General features: G+C 65.8%; 28 protein-coding genes. 9 read left to right on the top strand and 19 right to left on the bottom strand.

Going from position 1 to position 20,380, the window contains the following annotated elements; all coding sequences use genetic code 11:
• Window positions 1–107: 107 nt before the first annotated feature.
• Window positions 108–629, top strand: a complete 522-nt coding sequence (gene infC, locus EDF56_RS14315) for a translation initiation factor IF-3 (RefSeq protein WP_132388475.1) — start codon at window positions 108–110, stop codon at window positions 627–629.
• 87 nt (window positions 630–716) lie between these two features.
• Here the strand turns inward: infC and EDF56_RS14310 are convergent, their stop codons facing one another.
• The 17 genes from EDF56_RS14310 to hisB all read right to left on the bottom strand — a co-directional run bounded on the left by EDF56_RS14310 (window position 717) and on the right by hisB (window position 11,486).
• Window positions 717–1,238, bottom strand: coding sequence for a GNAT family N-acetyltransferase (locus EDF56_RS14310; protein ID WP_132388473.1), 522 nt, complete (start codon window positions 1,236–1,238; stop codon window positions 717–719).
• 72 nt (window positions 1,239–1,310) lie between these two features.
• Window positions 1,311–1,847, bottom strand: a complete 537-nt coding sequence (locus EDF56_RS14305) for a J domain-containing protein (protein ID WP_132388471.1) — start codon at window positions 1,845–1,847, stop codon at window positions 1,311–1,313.
• 159 nt (window positions 1,848–2,006) lie between these two features.
• Window positions 2,007–2,495: a peptidoglycan-associated lipoprotein Pal gene (gene pal, locus EDF56_RS14300; protein ID WP_132388635.1), complete on the bottom strand. Its 489-nt coding sequence runs from the start codon at window positions 2,493–2,495 to the stop codon at window positions 2,007–2,009.
• Window positions 2,496–2,701: 206 nt separating this feature from the next.
• Window positions 2,702–4,150 (bottom strand): Tol-Pal system beta propeller repeat protein TolB, encoded by a 1,449-nt coding sequence (tolB, locus tag EDF56_RS14295; protein WP_132388469.1) that lies wholly within the window; start codon window positions 4,148–4,150, stop codon window positions 2,702–2,704.
• Window positions 4,147–5,136 carry a hypothetical protein gene (locus tag EDF56_RS14290; protein ID WP_132388467.1) on the bottom strand — a complete coding sequence of 330 codons (990 nt, stop codon included), beginning with the start codon at window positions 5,134–5,136 and terminating at the stop codon, window positions 4,147–4,149. The genes tolB and EDF56_RS14290 overlap by 4 nt, the downstream gene beginning before the upstream one ends.
• A gap of 15 nt (window positions 5,137–5,151) precedes the next feature.
• Complete coding sequence (tolR, locus tag EDF56_RS14285; RefSeq protein WP_132388465.1) at window positions 5,152–5,613, bottom strand: protein TolR; 462 nt, start codon at window positions 5,611–5,613, stop codon at window positions 5,152–5,154.
• Complete coding sequence (gene tolQ, locus EDF56_RS14280; RefSeq protein ID WP_132388463.1) at window positions 5,613–6,323, bottom strand: protein TolQ; 711 nt, start codon at window positions 6,321–6,323, stop codon at window positions 5,613–5,615. Before tolQ ends, tolR begins: the two co-directional genes overlap by 1 nt.
• Entirely contained in the window at window positions 6,320–6,820 is a 501-nt protein-coding gene (locus EDF56_RS14275; protein WP_132388461.1) for a YbgC/FadM family acyl-CoA thioesterase, read from the bottom strand. Before EDF56_RS14275 ends, tolQ begins: the two co-directional genes overlap by 4 nt.
• 110 nt (window positions 6,821–6,930) lie before the next feature.
• Window positions 6,931–7,308 (bottom strand): histidine triad nucleotide-binding protein, encoded by a 378-nt coding sequence (locus tag EDF56_RS14270; RefSeq protein ID WP_132388459.1) that lies wholly within the window; start codon window positions 7,306–7,308, stop codon window positions 6,931–6,933.
• 16 nt (window positions 7,309–7,324) lie between these two features.
• Window positions 7,325–7,651 (bottom strand): phosphoribosyl-ATP diphosphatase, encoded by a 327-nt coding sequence (locus EDF56_RS14265; RefSeq protein WP_132388457.1) that lies wholly within the window; start codon window positions 7,649–7,651, stop codon window positions 7,325–7,327.
• Between the two features lie 71 nt (window positions 7,652–7,722).
• Complete coding sequence (locus tag EDF56_RS14260; RefSeq protein ID WP_243652594.1) at window positions 7,723–7,899, bottom strand: PEP-CTERM sorting domain-containing protein; 177 nt, start codon at window positions 7,897–7,899, stop codon at window positions 7,723–7,725.
• 118 nt (window positions 7,900–8,017) lie between these two features.
• Complete coding sequence (gene hisF / locus EDF56_RS14255; RefSeq protein ID WP_132388455.1) at window positions 8,018–8,779, bottom strand: imidazole glycerol phosphate synthase subunit HisF; 762 nt, start codon at window positions 8,777–8,779, stop codon at window positions 8,018–8,020.
• Between the two features lie 4 nt (window positions 8,780–8,783).
• On the bottom strand, window positions 8,784–9,029 hold the full coding sequence (locus tag EDF56_RS14250) for a hypothetical protein (protein WP_132388453.1): 246 nt from the start codon (window positions 9,027–9,029) through the stop codon (window positions 8,784–8,786).
• A gap of 31 nt (window positions 9,030–9,060) precedes the next feature.
• Window positions 9,061–9,792: a 1-(5-phosphoribosyl)-5-[(5-phosphoribosylamino)methylideneamino]imidazole-4-carboxamide isomerase gene (gene hisA / locus EDF56_RS14245; protein WP_132388451.1), complete on the bottom strand. Its 732-nt coding sequence runs from the start codon at window positions 9,790–9,792 to the stop codon at window positions 9,061–9,063.
• Between the two features lie 163 nt (window positions 9,793–9,955).
• Window positions 9,956–10,594, bottom strand: a complete 639-nt coding sequence (gene hisH, locus EDF56_RS14240; protein WP_132388449.1) for an imidazole glycerol phosphate synthase subunit HisH — start codon at window positions 10,592–10,594, stop codon at window positions 9,956–9,958.
• Window positions 10,591–10,884: a YciI family protein gene (locus EDF56_RS14235; protein WP_132388447.1), complete on the bottom strand. Its 294-nt coding sequence runs from the start codon at window positions 10,882–10,884 to the stop codon at window positions 10,591–10,593. Before EDF56_RS14235 ends, hisH begins: the two co-directional genes overlap by 4 nt.
• Complete coding sequence (gene hisB, locus EDF56_RS14230; protein ID WP_132388445.1) at window positions 10,884–11,486, bottom strand: imidazoleglycerol-phosphate dehydratase HisB; 603 nt, start codon at window positions 11,484–11,486, stop codon at window positions 10,884–10,886. Before hisB ends, EDF56_RS14235 begins: the two co-directional genes overlap by 1 nt.
• Window positions 11,487–11,680: 194 nt before the next feature.
• Between hisB and EDF56_RS14225 the strand changes: the two genes are divergently transcribed.
• From EDF56_RS14225 to EDF56_RS14195, 7 genes are all read left to right on the top strand, one after another.
• Window positions 11,681–12,184 carry a ClpXP protease specificity-enhancing factor SspB gene (locus EDF56_RS14225; RefSeq protein WP_132388443.1) on the top strand — a complete coding sequence of 168 codons (504 nt, stop codon included), beginning with the start codon at window positions 11,681–11,683 and terminating at the stop codon, window positions 12,182–12,184.
• A 33-nt stretch (window positions 12,185–12,217) separates the two neighbouring features.
• Window positions 12,218–12,709, top strand: a complete 492-nt coding sequence (locus tag EDF56_RS14220; protein ID WP_132388441.1) for a hypothetical protein — start codon at window positions 12,218–12,220, stop codon at window positions 12,707–12,709.
• Window positions 12,710–12,773: 64 nt separating this feature from the next.
• Window positions 12,774–13,427, top strand: coding sequence for a guanylate kinase (gene gmk, locus EDF56_RS14215; protein ID WP_132388439.1), 654 nt, complete (start codon window positions 12,774–12,776; stop codon window positions 13,425–13,427).
• Between the two features lie 108 nt (window positions 13,428–13,535).
• Complete coding sequence (gene dapD / locus EDF56_RS14210; RefSeq protein ID WP_132388437.1) at window positions 13,536–14,372, top strand: 2,3,4,5-tetrahydropyridine-2,6-dicarboxylate N-succinyltransferase; 837 nt, start codon at window positions 13,536–13,538, stop codon at window positions 14,370–14,372.
• 220 nt (window positions 14,373–14,592) lie between these two features.
• Complete coding sequence (locus tag EDF56_RS14205; RefSeq protein WP_165912189.1) at window positions 14,593–14,799, top strand: hypothetical protein; 207 nt, start codon at window positions 14,593–14,595, stop codon at window positions 14,797–14,799.
• Entirely contained in the window at window positions 14,792–15,238 is a 447-nt protein-coding gene (locus EDF56_RS14200) for a DUF1810 domain-containing protein (protein ID WP_132388433.1), read from the top strand. The genes EDF56_RS14205 and EDF56_RS14200 overlap by 8 nt, the downstream gene beginning before the upstream one ends.
• A 153-nt stretch (window positions 15,239–15,391) precedes the next feature.
• The gene (locus tag EDF56_RS14195) at window positions 15,392–15,595 is read left to right on the top strand and encodes a hypothetical protein (RefSeq protein WP_132388431.1); all 204 of its coding nucleotides are present in this window, start codon (window positions 15,392–15,394) and stop codon (window positions 15,593–15,595) included.
• 446 nt (window positions 15,596–16,041) lie between these two features.
• On the opposite strand, the gene EDF56_RS14190 is transcribed toward EDF56_RS14195, so the two are convergent.
• Complete coding sequence (locus EDF56_RS14190) at window positions 16,042–17,322, bottom strand: dipeptidase (protein WP_243652593.1); 1,281 nt, start codon at window positions 17,320–17,322, stop codon at window positions 16,042–16,044.
• A 496-nt stretch (window positions 17,323–17,818) separates the two neighbouring features.
• On the opposite strand from EDF56_RS14190, the gene EDF56_RS14185 reads away from it, so the two are divergent.
• Window positions 17,819–19,405 (top strand): GMC family oxidoreductase N-terminal domain-containing protein, encoded by a 1,587-nt coding sequence (locus EDF56_RS14185; protein WP_132388429.1) that lies wholly within the window; start codon window positions 17,819–17,821, stop codon window positions 19,403–19,405.
• A 156-nt stretch (window positions 19,406–19,561) separates the two neighbouring features.
• Here the strand turns inward: EDF56_RS14185 and EDF56_RS14180 are convergent, their stop codons facing one another.
• A complete protein-coding gene (locus tag EDF56_RS14180; protein ID WP_132388427.1) occupies window positions 19,562–20,359 on the bottom strand; it encodes a TIM barrel protein in 798 nt (265 codons plus the stop codon).
• Window positions 20,360–20,380: the final 21 nt, after the last annotated feature.

Genomic DNA, 20,380 nt, shown 5'->3' with positions numbered 1-20,380 from the left:
TTGAAATCCGTCTTTGCGTGTCGGGCCGATTCGCATTAATGACGCCCGCACTCGCATCGCGACAGAAACGATTCAGGAGAACGCTTATAGCACCCCCACCCCGGCGCATGATGACGCCACCGGTCAAGAGTGGACCGCGCTTCAATAACATGATCCAGTCGGACAAGGTCCGTGTGATCGACGAGAACGGCGAGAATATCGGCGTCATGTATACGCGCCAGGCGATCGAGCAGGCGGCCGAAGTCGGCCTTGACCTGGTCGAGGTGTCGCCCAACGCGGATCCGCCGGTTTGCAAGTTCCTCGATGTGGGCAAGTTCCGGTACGAGGCCCAGAAAAAGGCCAACGCCGCGCGCAAGACCCAGAAGACGCAGGAGATCAAAGAGATCAAGATGCGTCCGAACATCGACGATCACGATTATGACGTGAAGATGCGCAACATCCACCGGTTCATCCTTGACGGTGACAAGGTGAAGGTGACGCTGCGTTTCCGCGGCCGCGAGCTTTCGCACCAGCAACTGGGCATGAACCTGCTCAAGCGCGTGCAGGATGACGTGAACGAGATCGCCAAGGTCGAAGCCTATCCGCGTATGGAAGGCCGCCAGATGCTGATGGTGCTTTCGCCGAAGTAATCGCGGCGGCCCATCGCAAGGCAAACGCAAAGGGCGCGCCGCAAGGCGCGCCCTTTGTCGTATCTGGCAAAGTTGTCGGAGGCGGCCTTATCCGGAGACGTTTGCCGGCAGCAGCGGCTTTTCCAGGACGACCATCCCCAGCGGCGGATCGAGCACGATCGGGAAAGCCCGCTTTTCGCCCGTCAGCGCATAGCCCCGCCGCTCGTAATAGGCGATCAGTTCGGACCGCTTGTCGATCACCGTCATTTCCATGGCGCGAGCGCCGAAGACATCCCTTGCCAGACTTTCCGCCGCGGCAATCAGCATGCGGCCAAGGCCACCGGCTTGCAGCACGGGATCGATGCAAAGCAGGCCGAGATAGGAGAGCCCCTCGCCGCGATCGGTAACCTGAACACACCCGATCGGCGCCCCCTCATCGGACAGCGCGACGAGCAGGCGGTCGGCAGGGCTTTCCAGAACCGCCGTGAGTTCCTCAAGATCGGTCCGCTCGCCATCGAGCAGGTCGGATTCGAACGTCCAGCCCGCCCGCGCGCTATCGCCGCGATAGGCGCGTTCGATAACGGGATGGAGCGCAGGCAAGTCGGATGCGACGGCGACGCGAATTTCCATGGACGTCCTCTAGGCAGGTCTAATGGCGCAAATGTCTGAACGGCGTTCCCGGCACAGGCAGGAATCGGGCGCTCAGCGGCCCTTCCACTCTCGGCGTTCCTCGGCCGCGCGCAGGACTTCGTAGGCAAGCTGGTAGGTCTGGAAGGCCTTGGCGGCATCGGCATCGCCGGGCTTCACGTCCGGATGGACTTCCTTGGCCTTCATCCGCCACGCCTTGCGCACCGCATCGAAGTCGGCGTCGGGATCGAGGCCCAGCGCTTCCAGCGCGCGCAGCTCGTCGCGGCTGCGCGAACCGTCGCCCGAGCCGGTCCAGCCATAGTGCGCCGATTCCTTGTAGCCCTCTGCCTCAGAGCGCTCTTCCGCCTCACGGCGGGCGGCTTCCTCGGCATCGAGACCGGCGAAATAGTCCCAGCCGGCGTTATATTCGGCCGCGTGCTTCTGGCAGAAATACCAGCGATCCGGGCTGTTGGGGCTCTTGGGCGCGGGGCAATCCCCCGATTCAGTGCAGCCGTGCCGGTCGCACAGGCGCACCTGCGCCGCCTCGCGCGAGCTGCCATAGCTGCGCCAGCGCGGAAAACCCCAATCCATGGATCTGCCAGCCCGACTCATTCGACCGCCGATACCTGCCGACTCGAAACCATTGCAAGCTCCATCTCGGCCGCACCACAAAAGTGTCAGAAATTGCGCCGAAAAATACCGGCCCAAAAGACAAGAACCCGGCTCGCGCCTGCGAACCGGGTTCCCGCGAAATTGTCGGAGCGGCCGCGATCAGTCGATCGTGACAGTCACCGCGCGGCGGTTCTGCGCCCACGACGCCTCGTCCGAGCCGAGTGCGATCGGGCGTTCCTTGCCGTAGCTCACGGTGTTGAGACGCGCGGCGTTCACACCCAGGCTGACGAGGTAGTTCTTGGCCGCATTGGCGCGGCGCTCACCCAGCGCAAGGTTGTATTCGCGGGTGCCGCGCTCGTCGGCATGGCCTTCGATCGTGGCGCGCTTGTTGGGGTACTGCATCAGCCACTGCGCCTGCTTGGACAGGGCGGCCTGATCTTCCGCGTCGATGTCATAGCGGTCGAGCGCAAAGTGGATGGTGTCCGAACCCATCATCTTCGCCACGAAGTCCGCCTGGCTGCCCGCAACGGGACCGGCCGACTGGTCGGGGCCCTGCGTGGTGGTTGCCGGGCCCGGCTCGGGCGGAAGCTGCTTGGGCGCCTTGGTGCCGCAGGCCGAGAGGGCCAGCGCGCCGGCAATGAGGAGCATCGTCGATCCGGTCTTCACGTATCCGGTCTTGCCACGTCGCATAGGCATGGCGGACATGAGGGCAGGCATTAGGCAATCTCCTGTGGTGCGCAGCCGATAAAATGGCCTGCGTCTGTTGAAGTTCCGTGTAATTTTAAACACTGTCAACCTGAACCAATGCCAACCGGATGGCCGGCAACAGGCTCAGGTCGCAGCGAAAATGCGGATCAGGGGCGTACCGGACCCCAAGCCGGATCCGAGGCGCCCACCGGCGTCGGCAGCTTGCGCTCGTTCTTGCCGGTAAGGTCGACCTGCCAGATCGAGCTTCGGCCGGAGCCCTTCTCGGTCCGGAAGAACTGGACGATGCGGCCGTTGGGCGACCATGTCGGCGCTTCGTCCTGCCAGGAATTGGTCAGGTAGCGCATGCCGCCGCCATTCGGGTTCATCACCGCGACGCGCAAGTTGCCGGCGATATGCGTGAACGAGATCTGGTCTCCGCGCGGGCTCCACTCGGGCGTGGCCGAACGGCCGCCGAAGAAGCTGATGCGGTGCTGTTCCGAGCCGTCGGCGTTCATCACGTAGATCTGCTGCGAGCCCGAACGGTCGCTCTCGAACACGATCTTGCTGCCGTCGGGCGAGTAAGAGCCGCCGATCGAGATGCCGGGCGTATTGGTCAGCCGGGTCGCCGTGCCGCCGTTCGACGAGATGCGGTAGATGTCGGTATTGCCACCGCTCGCCATCGAATAGAGGATCCACTTGCCGTCCGGCGACCAGCGCGGCGCCATCGTCGGATTGCCGGTGCGCGCGATCAGCTTCTGCGTATCGCTGGCAAGGTCGTAGACATAGATGCTCGGCTGCCCGTTGAGGTAGGACAAGTAGAGGATCTTCGAATAGTCCGGCGAATAGCGCGGCGTCAGCGCCGTGGCCTGCCCGCTGGTCAGGTAACGGTGGTTGGCGCCGTCCGAATCCATGATGGCCAGACGCTTCATGCGATGGTCCTTGGGACCGGTCTCGGCGATGTAGGCGATCTTCGAATCGAAGAACGGGCTTTCGCCGGAAAGGCGCGAATAGACCATGTCCGCACACTTGTGCGCGGCGCGGCGCCAGTCCGAGGCACCCACCTGCCAGCCACCCTTGATCAGCTGCTGCTTCAGCTGGACGTCGTAGAGGTAGCAGCCGATCGTCAGATTACCGTCCGCACCCGCGCGCACATAGCCCTGCACCAGCATGTTGGCGTTGCGGGCGGACCAGACGGGATAGTCGGGCGATTGGACCTGCGGATAGGCCGGCTGCGGCAGGCCATCCGGGCCCGAAGGCTTGAACAGGCCGTTGTTGCGAAGGTCCGAGGCGACCACTTGCGACAGCGCACGGCCCAGCGCGCCGGTGGAACCGGCATTGGTCTGCGTGGGCACGTCGTTGTCGGTGGCGAAATTGGTGATCGCGATGCCCAGATCCTGCCAGGCACCATCGGCCGAGACCGAGCCGGTCAGGCCGCCATCATCGGCATCAAGACCTTGATCGGCTTGAGCGCCCTGCGCGGGCGCCGACTGGGCCGGAACCGGCTGGGCGGGCGTCGGCTGGGCGGGCGCCGGCTGCGATTGCGCATAGACCCCATAGACCGGCGCGGCCGAAGCCAGAGCGAACGACAGGACGAGCGTAAGAGGACGAGAAGTCATTGCGAAAGCCTCAAGTCGAAGCGGAAGGACGAAACGCGTTTCCACGCATCGTAATATTCCGAGGGGAGATTGAAAGGCGAAGCGAGTTGCACCGCCCGGATCGCCTGTTCGGCATGGCGCTGCGCCTGCGCGCGGTTGGCATCGGTGATACCCATCTGGCGGACGACCGTCGGCCTGCCGGCAAGGCTGCCGTCCGGATTCAGGTTGAACGAGAGGATCGTCACCAATTGATCAGCATCAGCGCCGTCTGGCGGATTCCAGTGCGGCTTGAGCTGGCGGGTGATCGCGCCCGACAGGGCCGAGCGGACTTGCGGACCGAGAGCGGCGGCGGGCGCACCCTTGCCCTGAGTGCTCGTCGCGCCCGAAACGCCCGAAAGGAAGTCCGAACCGACGCGCGTACCGCCCGCCTGCTTCGGCGGCGTAGCGGCCTTGCCGGCAGTATTGGCCGAATGGTCCATACCCTTGAGGATCTGGTCGATCGGGCTCTTGCGCGGCGGCGTTTGCGGGGCGGGCTTGGCAACCGGCTTCGGCGCCGGCTTGGGCGGGGCCTTCACAGGCGGAACCGGAGCGGGCTTCGGCTCGGGCTTCTGGACCGGCTTAGGCACAGGCTTCGGGATGGGCTTGGGCACAGGCTTGGGAGTCGGCTTGGGCGCCGGAGCCGGCGGAACCGGCTTGGGCTGCGGGGTCGGCTTGGGCGGCGGTGCCGGTTGCGGCTCTGGCTGTGGCTCCGGTTCGGGCGCCGGGGCAGGAGCCGGCGCGGCTTCGCCCAGTTGCGGCGCCACATCCGGAGCGGCCTGCTCGTTGGGGTTGGGAGAAGTCGAGGTCGGGCCGACATTGTCGCTCAACGTCACTTCGATCCGCTTCGGCGGCTCGACGACGGGCGGCTTGGCCGGGTGCAGCAGAAGCGCGGCCAGAACCGCCGCATGCAGCGCAAGCGCTACCGCGAGGCCCAGCCCCTCTTCCTTGCGTAGTCCCTGAGTTGCCATCGTGATCAGCCTAGCTCAGTTGCCTGAACCGCCGCTGACACCCGTCACCAGCGCGATCTGGGTGAACCCGGCATGGTTGAGCTCGCCCATGACTTCCATCACCCGGCCATAGTCGAGCGACTTGTCGGCGCGCAGGGTCACCTGCGGCTTCTTGCCGTCCACATCGGCGGGTACGGCAGCAAGCCGCTCAGCCAGTTCGCCCGCCGCCAGCGCGTCCGTCTCGTAATAGACCGTGCCGTCGCGCTTGATCGAGATGGTGATCTGGTCGTTGTCGTCACTGGTCGCATTGGCGCGGCTGTCTGGCAGGTCGATCGGCACGGCCGCCTTCATCAGCGGCGCGGTGACCATGAAGATGATCAGCAGCACCAGCATGACGTCGACCAGCGGCGTCACGTTGATTTCGGCCATCGGAGTGCGGCCGCCGCCGCTGCGACGGCTCCCTCGCCTGCCTCCTCCGCCGGACATTCCCATGCCCATCAGCGCTGCTCCAGCTCACGGGTGAGCGCGGAGTGCAGCTTGTCCGCAAAGCGCTGCATGCGCGATTCGAACAGGTTCACGCGGTGCGAGAAGCGGTTGTAGGCGATGACCGCCGGGATGGCCGCGAACAGGCCGATGGCGGTGGCGAACAGCGCCTCCGAAATGCCGGGCGCGACCACTGCGAGCGAGGAATTCTGCTGCTGGCCAATCTGGAAGAAGCTGTTCATGATGCCCCAGACGGTGCCGAACAGGCCCACGAACGGAGCCACCGAGCCGACCGTCGCCAGGAAGTTCAGGCGCGCCGCCAGATTGTCGGCCTCTTCGCCCACGGAAGAGCTCATGGCCAGCGCGATGCGTTCGCGCGCGCCTTCGGAATCGAGCTGCTTCATCGCGGCATTGCGGCGCCATTCGGCCAGACCCGCACCGGCGACCTTGCCCATCGGCACGTCGCCGCGGCGGCGGTCCTTCTGGTAGGCCTCGAAGTTCTGGGCCTCCCAGAAGCCTTCCTCATAATCTTCAGCCGCGCGCGAAACGCTGCCCATGCGCAGGGTGAAGCCGATGATGATCGTCCACACCCAGAGGCTCGCGAGCAGCAGGCCGACCATGATCGCCTGCACGACGATGTCGGCATCGAGGAACAGCTTGACCGGGTTCAGGTGATTGGAATCGCTGCCGATGGAGATGGCGGAGGCGAGCATTTCGAACGTCATTCTAGTCCTTCCGGGCCAGTCTTAAAGTCCTGCGAGGAGCTTTGGAGGATCTGGGCGAAGGCCTGTTGCCAGGCCTCGGGTTGCCTGCGCGGTCGTCCTTCAGGGCTGATGAACCCGACCTTTACCGTGGCTTCGGCAAGCCGGGTTTTTCCGCGCCGGGCGACCTGGCGCAGGGTGCAGCTCACCCGGCCGACCTGCAGGGCGTGGGTATCGATCACCACGCCGTCGCCAAGGCGGGCGGGCGAAAGGTAGCGGATGTTGACTTCCGCCACCGTGTAGAGCCCCTCACCCGATTCCAGAGCGGCGCGCTGGTCGATGTCGAGCAGGTCGAGCAGGTCCGAACGCGCGCGCTCGAACCAGCGGATGTAGTTGGCGTGATAGACCACCCCTCCCGCGTCGGTGTCCTCATAGAACACGCGCAGGGCGTAGCGATGCACCGGGCCGTCGAAGCTGCCGCTCTGGGGCCGGGGATCTGGAGATTGGGGATCGTCGCTCATCCGGGCGGTTGTGTAACGGCAGGGGCCCGCGCTGGGAACCCCAAGGGGGGAGATTGCCGTTCTGACGGCCTGGGACCGGGGTGAATTCCCCGGTTATCCCCCAAAAATCCTCAATCCGCGATCATCTGGAAGAACTGGCGACCGCCGAAGATGTGGACGTGCAGATGCGGCACTTCCTGATGGCCGTTGGTGCCCATGTTTACGAGCAGGCGGTAGCCCGGCCCGTCGAGTTCGAGCTGCCGGGTGACATTGCCCACCGAGCGCATGAAGCCCGCGATCTCGGCATCGTCGGCCTTGGCGGTGAAATCGTCCCACGAAACGTAGCGCCCCTTGGGGATCACCAGCACGTGGACCGGCGCCTGCGGGCGGATATCATTGAAAGCAAGCGCGAATTCGTCCTCGTAGACCTTGCTGCACGGCAGTTCGCCGCGCAGGATCTTCGCGAAGATGTTGGCATCGTCGTAGGGCTGACGGGGATCGATCGGCATCACTGTCTCCGCTGGTTCAGTCGTTGGGGCGGGCGGCCTTCTCGGCAATTCCCGAGATTCCCTCGCGCCGGTCAAGCTCGGCGAGAACGGCACCTAACGGTACATTGCGGGCACCTAGCAGCACCATGAGGTGAAAAATCAGGTCCGCCGCCTCTCCGGTGAGCGCCTGCGCGTCCTCGGTCAGTGCGGCGATCACCGTCTCGGTCGCTTCCTCGCCGAGTTTCTGCGCAATCTTGCCCAGACCCTTGGCGTGGAGCTTCGCCACGTAGCTGGACGCGGGATCGGCATCGCGGCGCGCGGCGATGGTCGCTTCGAGGCGGGCCAGAGTGTCAGAGCTGCTCATGGCGCGCAGCCATGCGCAAGCACGCGCGCCGGGTCAAGCGTGGCGGGCCCTCCGTCGCGGACCCGGACCTCTTAATCCTTGTCCTTGCCGCGCGAAAAACGGCGGCCGAGCCAGACCCCGGCGACGCCGATGCCCAGCAGCACAAGGCCGCTCGGTTCGGGCAGGACGGCAACGTCGGCAGCGAACGCGGGGCTGGGCGCAAGCACGGCCGCCGCGATCAGACAGAAATGGCAGGTCAAGCGCGGCAACGGGGGGACTCCGGCAATTCCAACAGGCTGCTAACGATTGCGGGCCCGCGGCCCGTCCGGCAAGCTGTCATGGGGCACCGTCCCGTTACGGGCCAGCTATTTAGCGAATGGTTACGATCTAACCCCGCGCCGGAAGCCCCGCCGCGCGCAAGGCGGCGTGCGCTTCCGAAATCGAGTGCTTGCCGAAGTGGAAGATCGAGGCGGCCAGCACCGCGCTCGCCTTGCCCTCGGTCACGCCCGCCACGAGGTGGTCGAGATTGCCGACCCCGCCGCTGGCGATCACCGGCACCGAGACGCTCTCCGCGATCAGCCGGGTCAGTTCGAGGTCGTAGCCGTTCTGCGTGCCGTCCCCGTCCATCGAGGTGACGAGCAGTTCGCCTGCGCCGTAATCGGCCAGCTTCACCGCGTGTTCGAGCGCATCGATCCCGGTCGCCTTGCGGCCGCCGTGGGTGAAGATCTCCCACTTGCCCGGTGCCACCTTGCGGGCGTCCACCGAGGCGACGATGCACTGCGAGCCGAACCGCTCGGCGATATCCGCCACCACTTCGGGGCGCGAGACGGCGGCGGAATTCACCGCCACCTTGTCGGCCCCCGCCAGCAGCAGCGCGCGGGCATCTTCCACCGCACGCACGCCGCCGCCGACGGTCAGCGGCATGAAGCAGACCTCGGCCGTGCGCTGCACCACGTCGAGCAAGGTGCCGCGCCCTTCGTGGCTGGCGGAAATGTCGAGGAAGCACAGCTCATCCGCGCCGGCCCTGTCATAGGCGCGCGCCTGCTCGACCGGATCACCGGCATCGATCAGGTCGACGAAATTCACGCCCTTCACCACGCGCCCGTTGGCAACGTCGAGGCAGGGGATGACGCGGATACGAACGGTCATGAAATCACCCTTGGGGCTTGATGATGAGATAGAGACTGCCGGCGATCCCCACCAGATAGACCGCCGCATTGAACGCGCAATAGTGCTGGAAACGGCGCGGATCGGTGGCCCGCTCGATCGAGACCGGATTGCGGCGACGGCTGAAGATCAGCAGGCGGGCCTTGCCCTCCCGCCAGTCCTGCACCGTCAGCCATACCGAATAGAGAAGCACGGCAAGCGCCATGATTCCCGCCACGCGCGCGTCGTTCATACCAGGACCACCAAGGCGGCGCTTATCGCGCTCACCCCTCGCGCTCGGCCATCTGGATGGCGGCGGCAAGGTCCAGACGCCCGTCGTAGAGCGCGCGGCCGGTGATGACGCCTTCAATGCCGTCGCGGGCGTGGAGCGCCAGCATGCGGATATCGTCGAGGCCCTTCACGCCGCCGCTGGCGATCACCGGCAGGTCGGTCTGGCGCGCGAGATCGACGGTCGCCTCGATATTGCAGCCCTTGAGCAGGCCGTCGCGGCCGATGTCGGTGAACAGCAGGCTGGCGACGCCCGCATCCTCGAACCGGCGGGCCATGTCGACGATCGAAACGTCGGAGACTTCCGCCCAGCCCTCGGTCGCGACCATGCCGTCGCGCGCGTCCACGGCGACGACGATGCCGCCGGGATATTCCTTCGCCATATCCTTGACGAACTGCGGGTCCTTCAGTGCGGCGGTGCCCATGACGATGCGGCTGACGCCGAGGTCGAACCAGCCTGCAACCGCTTCGCGGGTGCGGATGCCGCCGCCGAGCTGGACGTGGCCGGGGAACGCTTCAAGGATGGCTTCCACCGCCTCGCGGTTCTCGGCCCGGCCCGCAAAGGAACCGTCGAGATCGACCACGTGGAGGTATTGCGAGCCCGCCTCGGCAAACATCATCGCCTGCGCGGCCGGGTTGTCTCCGTAGACGGTGGCGCGGTCCATATCGCCTTCGGCAAGGCGCACGACCTGACCTTGCTTGAGGTCGATGGCGGGGAATACGATCATCTTGCGATCCTGAGGGTCTGAGGGCGGCGGATGGGCTTCGACAAGCTCAGCCTGAGCGGATTTTGGGAGTATTCCGGATTTCCCGGCAAAGCACCGCTTGCGTCCCGCTCAGGCTGAGTGCTGAGCCCGTCGAAGCATCGAAGCCCCCTGAGGCAAGGCGCGCTCACGGCTTCCATTCCAGAAACCGCGCCAGCAGCGAAAGCCCATAAGCCTGACTCTTTTCCGGATGGAACTGCACGCCCACGACATTGTCCTTCGCCACTGCCGCGACAAGGCCGCCGCCATGGTCGGTCATCGCCGCCACATGCGCGCCGTCGTCGGGCTGGAAGTGGTAGGAGTGCAGGAAATAGGCCTCGCCCGGATCGATCAGGCCCTGCGCCGGGTCCTTGCGGCCCAGCGAGACATCGTTCCAGCCCATGTGCGGGATCTTGATCGCGGGATCGGTGCGCTCGATCAGCTGGACTTGCCCGCCGATCCAGTCGAGCCCCTTGGTCACGCCATGCTCCAGCCCGCGCGTGGCGAGCAGTTGCATGCCCACGCAGATACCGAGGAACGGCGCGCCGCCCACGTGAACGCGCTCGTTCATCGCCTCGACCATGCCGGGAATGCCCCAGAGCCCTTCGGCGCAGGCGCGGAACGAGCCGACGCCCGGCAGCACGATGCGGTCGGCCGCGCGCACGACATCGGGATTCGCCGTGATCGCCACGTTCTCGGCCCCGGCCGCGTGCAGCGCGTTGGCCACCGAATGCAGGTTACCCGCGCCGTAATCGATCAGCGCCAGAGTCTGCCTGCCTCCCGTCATCCGGCCAGACCGGCCACGCTGTCGTCCAGGAAGCCCGGCGCCCATTCGATCACTTCGACTTCGGCAACGACGCCGGCCACGAAGGGATCGGTGGCGGCCAGCGCGACCATCGCCTCGCGGCTGTCGCCCTTGGCCAAAATGATGCCGCCTTCACGCGGGACCTTGCGGCCCCAGCCAACGAAGCGACCGGCGGCGTGGTTGGCCCGCAGCCAGTCCACGTGCTCGTCCAGCAGCGCATCGACCTGTTCGACGGGCGCGATGTAGCGCAGCGAGAAGATGAAGAGTGCCATTAGAGAGTGTCTCCGCCGAGAATGCCCTTGGTCGAGGGGATTGCCCCGCCCTTGCGCGGGTCCAGTTCCACCGCCGAACGCATCGCGCGGGCAAAGCCCTTGAAGATGCCTTCGCAGATGTGGTGGTTGTTGGTGCCGTAAAGCTGCTCGATATGGAGCGTGATGCCCACGGCCTGCGAAATCGAGTGGAACCAGTGTTCGACCAGCTCGGTGTCGAACTCGCCCAGCTTGGGCTGGGTGAATTCGGCCTTCCAGACCAGATAGGGACGCCCCGAAATGTCCAGCGAGACGCGCGAAAGCGCCTCGTCCATCGGCGAGTGGACATCGCCGTAACGGCCGATTCCCGCCTTGTCGCCCAGGGCCTGGCTGATGGCCTGGCCGATGGCGATGGCGCTGTCCTCGGTCGTGTGGTGCTGGTCCACGTGGAGGTCGCCCTGGATATGGCAGGTGATGTCGATCAGCGAATGGCGCGAGAACTGCTCGATCATGTGATCGAGGAATCCGATCCCGGTCGAGACGTCATAAGTCCCGGTGCCGTCGAGATTGACCGAGACCGCAATCTGGGTCTCGTGGGTCTTGCGATTGATCGAGGCGGTGCGCATGCGAAGGGCCTATAGACCTCTGTCGCACGGAATCAATTGTGCGCATGGCCGCCCGCGCAAGCAATCTTCGTTCCCGCAAATCATCCCCTGCACGGCCCTTCCCTCAAAACGACCTAGGGAAAACCCGACGGGTTATGCTATTTTATAGTCGAACATGCTTGACCGACCGGTGAAGCATAAGCACCTAGGGCGCGATGAACGATACGCCTCAAGACAGCCTGATCCCCTACGACGAGATCGTCCAGGAGGCCCTGCGCGCCGTCGTCGGCCGCGTGCTAGGCCAGGTCGAAGCCTCTGGCGGCAACCTTCCGGGGGGCCATCACTTCTACATCACGTTCAAGACCGGAGCGCCGGGAGTCTCGATTCCCACGGAATTGCGCGCCCGATTCCCGGACGAGATGACGATCGTGCTTCAGAACAAGTTCTGGGACCTTTCGGTGGGTGAACAGGGCTTTTCGGTCAGCCTCAGCTTCAACCAGCGGCCGTCGAATCTGGTGGTGCCGTTCTCGGCGATCACCGCTTTCGTCGATCCGGCGGTGGACTTCGGGCTCCAGTTCCAGGCGATCTCGGACGACGAGTTCGACGACGAACCCACCGTGGAACCCGGCAACGACGCGGAACGGGACGTCGCCGCGCGCATTACTCCCAGTGAAGACGGTTCGAACGTCGTTTCGGTCGACTTCGGGAAAAAGAAGTAACGCAGCGGGCCGGCAGCCCGGGAAGGCGAAACGATGGCCTCGGGTAAATTGCAGCGTGCGATCGAGGACGAAACGGAGCGGCGGGCCAACGGGGCCGTAGCCGCTCCCGCCGATGCTGCTACCGGGACCGCTCCCGAGGGCGGAAAGCCCAGAAAAAAGCGCCGGATCCGGGGCAAGGCGGATGACCTGCATGGTCCCAGCCCCAATCCTGCCACCAATCTCGTCATTGCCGATATCGCCCTGCGCGGGGGCGCCGCCATTGCCCGCCGCGCGGTGGAGCATGCGCTGCTGCGGCAGGACTATGCGCCGAAGAAGGCCGCATCGATCCTCAAGGGCCGCTCGCTCGGCGAATCGCTGGTTCAGGGCCTGCTTGCAAGAGTCGCACTGACTTCGGTGCCCGGCGCCATCGTGGTGGTGGGCGGGCTTGCCGCGAAAACACTCTACGATCGATCACGCGCCCGCAAGGCCCGGGCAAGGGGCGAACTGGCGCTGGCCGAGATGGCAGAGGACGGCAAGGAAGGCTGAGATTCGCCGCGGCACCGGCCCACTCCCCTCTTGATTTGCAAGTCATGCATCGGCATCGGGGTGCATGGTCAATTCTCCCGAAAACCCCGCCGATACGCTGGCCCGGCGCGGCCTTATGCTCATCATGTCCTCGCCCTCCGGCGCGGGGAAGACGACGATTTCGCGCATGTTGCTTGAGCACGATTCGCACATCTGCAACTCGGTTTCCTGCACCACGCGCCCGCCCCGGCCCGGCGAAGTCCATGGCAAGGACTACTTTTTCGTCTCGCAGGACGAGTTCGACCACATGGCGGACGAAGGCGAGTTCCTCGAATGGGCCACCGTGTTCGGCCATTCCTACGGCACCCCCAAGGCACACGTGAAAGCCGGGCTGAAGGACGGGCAGGACTACCTGTTCGACATCGACTGGCAGGGCACGCAGCAGCTCTACCAGAAGCTCGAACGCGACGTTGTCCGCGTGTTCCTGCTGCCGCCCAGCATCGATGAACTGCGCCGCCGCCTGACCGGGCGCGGGACCGACAGCGCCGATGTGATCGCCGCCCGCATGGAGCGCGCCCGCTCGGAAATCAGCCACTGGGACGGCTATGACTACGTTGTCGTCAACGACGATATCGAGGCCTGCTTCGAGAAGGTGAAGATGATCCTCGCCGCCGAACGCATGCGCCGCGCGCGCCAGACCGGCCTGATCGGCTTCGTCCGCGAGCTGATGAAGCCCTGACGTAAACAGCGGCGGAGGGGATGCTTATCACTCCCCCACCCTTCTTACTTGTCCTGCCCGGCCGCAGCTTCTAGGCGCGCGGACGAACAGAATTCAGGAGACGCGAACATGTCCGAACTCGAAACCGCGATCGAAGCCGCCTGGGATGCCCGCGACACCGTCACTCCCGCCAGCGCGGATGTCCGCAAGCTGGTCGACGAAGCACTCGGCCTGATCGAATCGGGCGCCGCCCGCGTCGCCGAGCCGGACGGCAACGGTGGCTGGAAGGTCAACCAGTGGCTGAAGAAGGCCGTGCTGCTCTCGTTCCGCCTGAACGACAACGCCCCCGTCGCCCACGGCGCCGGCGGTGCGCCTGCGTTCGACAAGGTGCCGGTGAAGTTCGACGGCTGGGCCGACGAAGACTTCCGCAAGGCCGGTTTTCGCGTGGTTCCGGGCGCCGTCGCCCGTCGCGGCACCTTCATCTCGAAGGGCGTCGTGCTGATGCCGAGCTTCGTGAACATCGGCGCCTACGTGGGCGAAGGCACCATGGTCGACACCTGGGCCACCGTCGGTTCCTGCGCGCAGATCGGCAAGAACGTGCACATCTCGGGCGGCGTCGGCATCGGCGGCGTGCTTGAGCCGCTTCAGGCTGGCCCGGTCATCATCGAGGACAACTGCTTCATCGGCGCCCGTTCGGAAGTGGCCGAAGGCGTCGTCGTCGGCGAAGGCGCAGTGATCTCGATGGGCGTGTTCCTCGGCGCCTCCACCAAGATCGTCGACCGCGCGACCGGCGAAGTCCACATCGGCAAGGTTCCGCCCTACTCGGTGGTCGTCCCCGGCTCGCTGCCCGGCAAGCCGCTGCCGGACGGCACGCCCGGCCCGTCGCTCTACTGCGCGGTGATCGTCAAGACCGTCGACGCGCAGACCCGCTCGAAGACCGGCATCAACGAGCTGCTGCGCGACTGATCCGCCTCAGCGCGAATTTCGAAAAGGCCGGATGCCGAAGCATCCGGCCTTTTTTATGTCCGAAACCCACGGAACGCCCCGTCTCTCAATGCGTTGAACACGCAATGTGGCCTCCGGTCAGAGAGGCCCACGAACGGGATTCGCATCCATGGACACAGGCGGTAAAGAGGCTCGCCATGAGGACATGCGTCGAAAACAGCAACTCCCGCGCGCCGAACCCATGCCGGCGGCGGTTCGCACGGTCCTGCTTCTCAGCTTCACGCTCTCCGTCGTCGTGCTTGCGGTAATCGGCGTGATCCACGCGATGCGGGTGCTGGACGAGTCCAACGAGCGCGCCGTCGAACAGGAAGACGGCCTTGACCAACCGGCCGCGCACAAATCGAAACCTTCCAAGACCTTGCTTTCGAGCGCCGGTCTAAATGGCTGACCTCGAACGCTTCATCGCGGCGCAGGCGGCCATTTATCCGGACATCGTTGCCGAATTGGAAAACGGCGCCAAGTGCAGCCACTGGATGTGGTTCGTGTTCCCCCAGATTGCCGGGCTGGGCCGGAGCGAGACCGCGCGCCGCTATGCGATTGCAGACCTTGCCGAAGCCCGCGCCTACCTCGCGCATCCGGTGCTGGGCGCGCGGCTGGACGAATGCACCGACACCATGCTCGGCTGGGCGGGCGAGCGCAGCGCGGCCGCCATCCTCGGCGAGATCGACGCGATGAAGTTCCGCAGTTCGATGACCCTGTTCGAAGCGGCGGCCGGGCCGGGGAAGACGCCCGGAAACGAGCGCTTCGCCCGCGCCCTCGATGCCTTCTGCGCGGGCCGCCGCGACGAGCGCACGCTGCACCTGATCGACCGGCCGCCCGCCGCCTGAAAACCGCGTGCGGGAACCCGGGAGCATGCACGCGCGTTTATCGGTCGGCCCATGATGCACTGTGGCCACTTGGCCCCGGCACACGCGCCCCATGTACATAGACTTGTACACTTCGGCAGCCCTTGAAGGCTGCCAGCCTGCGGGAGAGCCTTGATGCAACGCTTGGGCGAAGAAGTTCACCTCGACGACGACGAAGCCCGTTCGGGCAGCACGCCGCATGTGGTGCGGTGGATGTTGATATTCGGACTGATTCTGGCAGTTCTGGCGATGTCCGCGATCTGGATCAGCCGCGCGATCTGGGACCAGCCCCGGCAGGGCGACCCGGTGACCGCCGAGGAACATGCGCTGGGCAGCTAGCCTACTTTCCAAAATCGATGGGGAGCCATCCACGCCGTCGCCCCCCGCGAAAGCGGGCCCCCAGCTTTTTGCGATTCACGCAGAGACGCAGAGGGGGCGTGCGACATCGCCTTCTCTGCGTCTCTGCGTGCTTAAAAGGAAGCGGGGCCCCCGCCTTCGCGGGGGCGACGGGTTATAAGCTGCCGTTTTCCCGTTCGGAAAAACCGGGCCTGTTAGAATGTTGTCGGCGATTCAGTTGGCGGATCGCTGCGATGGGTTGCGGCGTACGCTTCGGCGGTCGCCTCCACTCCGTCGCCCCCGCGAAGGCGGGGGCCCCGCTTCTTGGCGACCTCGCGCCCTGCACAGAAGAAGCGGGATCCCCGCCTCCGCGGGGATGACGGGGTTTTAAATAGGCGACGGTTGGCGTGGGGCGGTCTTGAGGGGGCAGTCTTACGCTTTGCCCCCCTTCAGAACGTCGTCGGCGATTCAATCGGCGGATCGCCGCGATGCGCTGCCGCGTAAGCTTCGGCGGCCTTCATCACCCGCAGCATGTTGCCGCTCGAAATCTTCTCCAGATCGGCCTGCGAATGGCCCCGCCGCGCCAGTTCGGCGAAGAGTGCAGGATACGTCGAAACATCCTCCATGCCGACAACCGTGGTCTCCACCCCGTCGAAATCGCCGCCAAGGCCGACATGGTCGATCCCGGCCACGGCGATGATGTGATCGATATTGTCGGCAACGTCCTTGATCGTGCCGCGCGGCATCGGATGCGCGGTCTCCCAATCCTTCAGCGCCGCTTCCGCCGCCGCCGGATCGCCGATGTTGAGCGCGTCCTGCCGCGCCTTTTCCCCGGCGCGCGCGGCGAGCCACTGGCGCGTTTCCTCGACCACGTATGTCGGGAAGATATTGACCATGACGATGCCGCCATTGGCCGCCACCGCCTTCAGCACCGGGTCCGAGACATTGCGCGAATGGTGGTTGATCGCGCGCGCGTTCGAGTGGCTGAACATCACCGGCGCTTTCGCCACCGCCAAAGTGGCGCGCATGGTCGCCTCGCTGGTGTGACTGAGATCGACGAGAATGCCGATGCGCTGCATCTCGCGCACCACGTCGCGGCCGAAATCGGTGAGGCCGTCATGCTCCGGCTTGTCGGTGGCGCTGTCGGCCCAGGCGGTGTTCTTGAAATGGGTGAGCGTCATGTAACGCGCGCCCAGCGCGTACATCTGCCGCAGCACGCCGAGCGAACCGCCGATCGAGTGCCCGCCCTCCATGCCAAGCAGCGAGGCGATCTTGCCTGCCTTCATCGCCTTTTCGACATCGGCGGCGCTGGTGGCGAGCTGCATGTCCTGCGGGTATGACGCGATCAGGCGCTTGGCGACGTCGATCTGTTCCAGCGTCGCCTGCACCGCGTGCGGATCGTCGAGCGAGGCCGAGACGTAGACCGACCAGAACTGCGCGCCCACATGGCCCTTGCGCAGCCGCGTGAGGTCCGTGTGCATGGTCTGCCAGCCCTTGGCGGGATCGGCGGTATTCGTGGTGTCGCGGAAGTCGAACCCGGCCAGAATGTTCTTCCGACGCGCGCGCAACTGTTCCGGCACGTCGTTGTGGCCGTCCCAGACCGGCGCAGCGCGCAGCGCGGCCTCTGCCACTTGTTCGGGAGACGGCGCGGCCTGTGCCGCGATCGGTGCCATCGTCGCTATCGCCATCAGGGTGAGCGCCTTGCCCGCCCGCCGGAATTCCTTGCCCATCGCTTGCCGTTGCCCCCGTGTATCATTGTGCGAACCGACACGCAGAAAACGCCATGACGCGCCATTGTGCAAGTGCAGCAATAGTTAAAATCAGCAGCTTGGGATCAGTGAGGAAAGGTAAGGAAGAGCCGCCGGTGAAGGCGGAGCACGTGAGGCGACCCACTCATGCCCGATCACCCTGTCCACACGGTTCGCCCCCCGACGACCAGCAGACCAAGCACCGACGGCTCCCGTTAAAATGGCGACTCATCGCCATCCCCTATTCGCTTAACGCTTAGGTTTATTCCCTGCGCCATTGGTTAAATCACCACGGATTCCCCGCAAGATCCCTCGCGGATTAAATTCCTGTAATCGGGGAACCATAATTTGCGGACCTGCAAGAGGAGGCTTCCGTGCGAGGCCCTTTCCGGCCCTCCGCATCGCCCGGGCGGGTTTAGACCCCGGCTCCCCCTACCCCCGGCTTGATCACCCTTCCCATGCGGCCTAGCCCCGAGAAATGGGAGAGTTCGACTATATCGTGGTGGGCGGCGGCAGCGCCGGCTGCGTGCTCGCCAACCGGCTGAGCGCGGATCCGCGAAACCGCGTGCTCCTGCTGGAGGCGGGCGGGAAGGACGATTACGTCTGGATCCGCGTGCCGGTGGGCTATCTCTATTGCATCGGCAATCCGCGCACCGACTGGTGCTATGCGACCGAGGCCGAGCAGGGGCTGGGCGGGCGCACGCTGAAGTATCCCCGCGGCCGGGTGTTGGGCGGCTGCTCCTCGATCAACGGCATGATCTACATGCGCGGGCAAGCGGCGGATTACGACCAGTGGCGGCAGGCGGGCAATCCGGGCTGGGGCTGGGACGACGTGCTGCCCTACTTCACCCGCGCCGAAGACCATTTCGACGGGACGAGTGCCTACCACGGCTCCGGCGGCGAGATCCGGGTGGAAAAGCAGCGCCTGCGCTGGGACATCCTCGAAGCCTTCCGCACCGCCTGCGAGGAACAGGGCATTCCGGCGAGCCACGATTTCAACACCGGAGACAACGACGGCGCCGGTTTCTTCCAGGTCACGCAGCGCCGGGGCTGGCGCTGGAGCGCGGCCGACGCTTTCCTCAAGCCCGTGCGTACCCGCGCCAATCTCAAGGTGGAGACCGGCGCGCTGGTCGACCGGGTGCTGTTCGAGGGAACCCGCGCGGTGGGCATCGCCTATTCGGTGGACGGCCAGCCGCGCGAGGCGCGGGCGCTGGGCGAAGTGGTGCTGGCGGCGGGCGCCATCGGCTCGCCCGCGATCCTCGAACGCAGCGGCATCGGCGATGCCGCGCATCTCGCCGGGCTGGGCGTGGTGGCGCGGATTGATCGGCCCGAGGTCGGCGCCAATTTGCAGGACCATCTGCAACTGCGCTGCGCCTGGCGCGTCACCGGCGTCTCCACGCTCAACCAGCGGGCCGCCACGCTGTTCGGCAAGGCGCTGATCGGGCTGGAATATGCCCTGCGGCGCAGCGGCCCCATGGCGATGGCGCCCAGCCAACTCGGCGTTTTTACCCGCAGCGATCCGCACTATGCGACGCCCAATCTCGAATATCACGTCCAGCCGCTGAGTCTTGAGGCCTTCGGGGGGGCGCTCGATCCCTATCCGGCCTTCACGGCGAGCGTGTGCAACTTGCGGCCGGAGAGCCGGGGCACCACGCGCATCGCCAGCGCCGATCCCGCCGCGCCCCCGGCGATCCGGCCGAACTACCTTTCGACCGAGGAGGATCTTCGCGTTGCCGCGCAGGCGATCCGGCTGACCCGTGCGATCGTCGCCCAGCCCGCGCTCGCCCGCTACGCGCCCGAGGAAATGCGCCCGGGCGCCGATTTGCGCAGCGAGGAAGACTTGCGCCGGGCGGCCGGCATTATCGGCACGACCATCTTCCACCCGGTCGGCACGGCCGCCATGGGCCGCGTGGTCGACGGGCGGCTGCGGGTGACGGGGCTCGACGGGCTGCGCGTGATCGATGCTTCGGTCATGCCGACGATCACCTCGGGCAACACCAATGCGCCGACGATGATGATCGCCGAGAAAGGCGCGGAAATGATGCTGGCGGACGCGAAGGGCTGAGGGGCTGAGGGCTGAATCGTTCAGCTCGCGCATCTCCTACCGTCATCCCCGCGAAGGCGGGGATCCCGCTTTCTTGCGCTGCCGTTCAAAGAACAAGCGGGGTCCCCGCCTTCGCGGGGACGACGGGGACTGAGAGGGTTAAGCGAGGCGGCTGAGTCAGACCAGCAACGCCCGCGTACGCGCCACGATCTCGCCCACGTAGTCCTTCGCCGCTTCGTAGCCGATCGCGGCTTGCGGCAGGGTCACGTCGATGCCCAGCGTCTTGCCGCGCGGCAGGGCGTCGACGAATTCGCGCAAGGGCAGTTCGCCCTGACCCGGGATCAGGCGCGGGCTCTGGGTGTCTTTCTTCCCGTCCCCGAACGCGCCATCGCAGATGCGGACGTGGCCGACCAGCGCCGAGTCCAGCTCGGCGATCTGGCGCACCGAGCCGCCGGTGCGGAAGAAATAGAGCGCATCGATGGTAAGGCTCGCCTTGTCCTCCCCGATCTCGCGCACGAGCGTCAGCGCTTCGGGCAGGCTGCGCGTGGTCAGCACCGGCGCGAAGATGATCGAGAGGTCCATGCCCCGATCCCGCGCCATCGTCGCCAGTTCGGCCAGTTGGTCCCGCGCGCGCTCGCGTTCGAGGCCGTTGTCGTGCGCGCCCAGCCGCTTGGCGCCGAGTTCGGCATAGAGGTCGAAATCGGCCGCCCGGGCAGCCGGCGCGACCATGTCCGAGGCCGCCAGCCCTTCGCCCAGCTTGATGCAGATGCCGTTGTCCGCCAGCGCGGCCTTGACCTCGCGCCGCAGCCCCGCGTCCTCGCGCAGCGACCAGGCGGGATAGCCGGACTCGCTGCCCGGCACTTGCTCCAGCCCCAGCGAAACGCGCGTGCAGCCCAGTTCGGCGGCGAGCCGGATGTGCTCCACCGGTCCCATTCCGGCAACCGTGCGCGACTCGATACCGAGCGGATGGGGCATGATCGAATCCTCTCGTCCCTG

The organism is Novosphingobium sp. PhB165, from assembly GCF_004341845.1.
In the GTDB taxonomy this organism is placed as follows: Bacteria; Pseudomonadota; Alphaproteobacteria; order Sphingomonadales; family Sphingomonadaceae; genus Novosphingobium.
This window is presented reverse-complemented; position numbering and strand designations above follow the sequence as displayed.

Coding starts and splice junctions, on each gene's coding strand:
- EDF56_RS14205 (WP_165912189.1), top strand. CDS start 14,593: ATGCCGGCGGCGGTTCGCACGGTCCTGCTTCTCAGCTTCACGCTCTCC.
- EDF56_RS14270 (WP_132388459.1), bottom strand. CDS start 7,308: ATGCCGATCGATCCCCGTCAGCCCTACGACGATGCCAACATCTTCGCG.
- EDF56_RS14235 (WP_132388447.1), bottom strand. CDS start 10,884: ATGGCACTCTTCATCTTCTCGCTGCGCTACATCGCGCCCGTCGAACAG.
- EDF56_RS14310 (WP_132388473.1), bottom strand. CDS start 1,238: ATGGAAATTCGCGTCGCCGTCGCATCCGACTTGCCTGCGCTCCATCCC.
- EDF56_RS14220 (WP_132388441.1), top strand. CDS start 12,218: ATGGCCTCGGGTAAATTGCAGCGTGCGATCGAGGACGAAACGGAGCGG.
- tolB (WP_132388469.1), bottom strand. CDS start 4,150: ATGACTTCTCGTCCTCTTACGCTCGTCCTGTCGTTCGCTCTGGCTTCG.
- infC (WP_132388475.1), top strand. CDS start 108: ATGATGACGCCACCGGTCAAGAGTGGACCGCGCTTCAATAACATGATC.
- EDF56_RS14185 (WP_132388429.1), top strand. CDS start 17,819: ATGGGAGAGTTCGACTATATCGTGGTGGGCGGCGGCAGCGCCGGCTGC.
- EDF56_RS14200 (WP_132388433.1), top strand. CDS start 14,792: ATGGCTGACCTCGAACGCTTCATCGCGGCGCAGGCGGCCATTTATCCG.
- hisF (WP_132388455.1), bottom strand. CDS start 8,779: ATGACCGTTCGTATCCGCGTCATCCCCTGCCTCGACGTTGCCAACGGG.
- EDF56_RS14250 (WP_132388453.1), bottom strand. CDS start 9,029: ATGAACGACGCGCGCGTGGCGGGAATCATGGCGCTTGCCGTGCTTCTC.
- EDF56_RS14275 (WP_132388461.1), bottom strand. CDS start 6,820: ATGAGCGACGATCCCCAATCTCCAGATCCCCGGCCCCAGAGCGGCAGC.
- pal (WP_132388635.1), bottom strand. CDS start 2,495: ATGCTCCTCATTGCCGGCGCGCTGGCCCTCTCGGCCTGCGGCACCAAG.
- tolQ (WP_132388463.1), bottom strand. CDS start 6,323: ATGACGTTCGAAATGCTCGCCTCCGCCATCTCCATCGGCAGCGATTCC.
- hisA (WP_132388451.1), bottom strand. CDS start 9,792: ATGATCGTATTCCCCGCCATCGACCTCAAGCAAGGTCAGGTCGTGCGC.
- EDF56_RS14190 (WP_243652593.1), bottom strand. CDS start 17,322: ATGGGCAAGGAATTCCGGCGGGCGGGCAAGGCGCTCACCCTGATGGCG.
- EDF56_RS14180 (WP_132388427.1), bottom strand. CDS start 20,359: ATGCCCCATCCGCTCGGTATCGAGTCGCGCACGGTTGCCGGAATGGGA.
- EDF56_RS14195 (WP_132388431.1), top strand. CDS start 15,392: ATGCAACGCTTGGGCGAAGAAGTTCACCTCGACGACGACGAAGCCCGT.
- EDF56_RS14290 (WP_132388467.1), bottom strand. CDS start 5,136: ATGGCAACTCAGGGACTACGCAAGGAAGAGGGGCTGGGCCTCGCGGTA.
- dapD (WP_132388437.1), top strand. CDS start 13,536: ATGTCCGAACTCGAAACCGCGATCGAAGCCGCCTGGGATGCCCGCGAC.
- EDF56_RS14225 (WP_132388443.1), top strand. CDS start 11,681: ATGAACGATACGCCTCAAGACAGCCTGATCCCCTACGACGAGATCGTC.
- hisH (WP_132388449.1), bottom strand. CDS start 10,594: ATGACGGGAGGCAGGCAGACTCTGGCGCTGATCGATTACGGCGCGGGT.
- EDF56_RS14265 (WP_132388457.1), bottom strand. CDS start 7,651: ATGAGCAGCTCTGACACTCTGGCCCGCCTCGAAGCGACCATCGCCGCG.
- EDF56_RS14305 (WP_132388471.1), bottom strand. CDS start 1,847: ATGAGTCGGGCTGGCAGATCCATGGATTGGGGTTTTCCGCGCTGGCGC.
- tolR (WP_132388465.1), bottom strand. CDS start 5,613: ATGGGCATGGGAATGTCCGGCGGAGGAGGCAGGCGAGGGAGCCGTCGC.
- gmk (WP_132388439.1), top strand. CDS start 12,774: ATGGTCAATTCTCCCGAAAACCCCGCCGATACGCTGGCCCGGCGCGGC.
- hisB (WP_132388445.1), bottom strand. CDS start 11,486: ATGCGCACCGCCTCGATCAATCGCAAGACCCACGAGACCCAGATTGCG.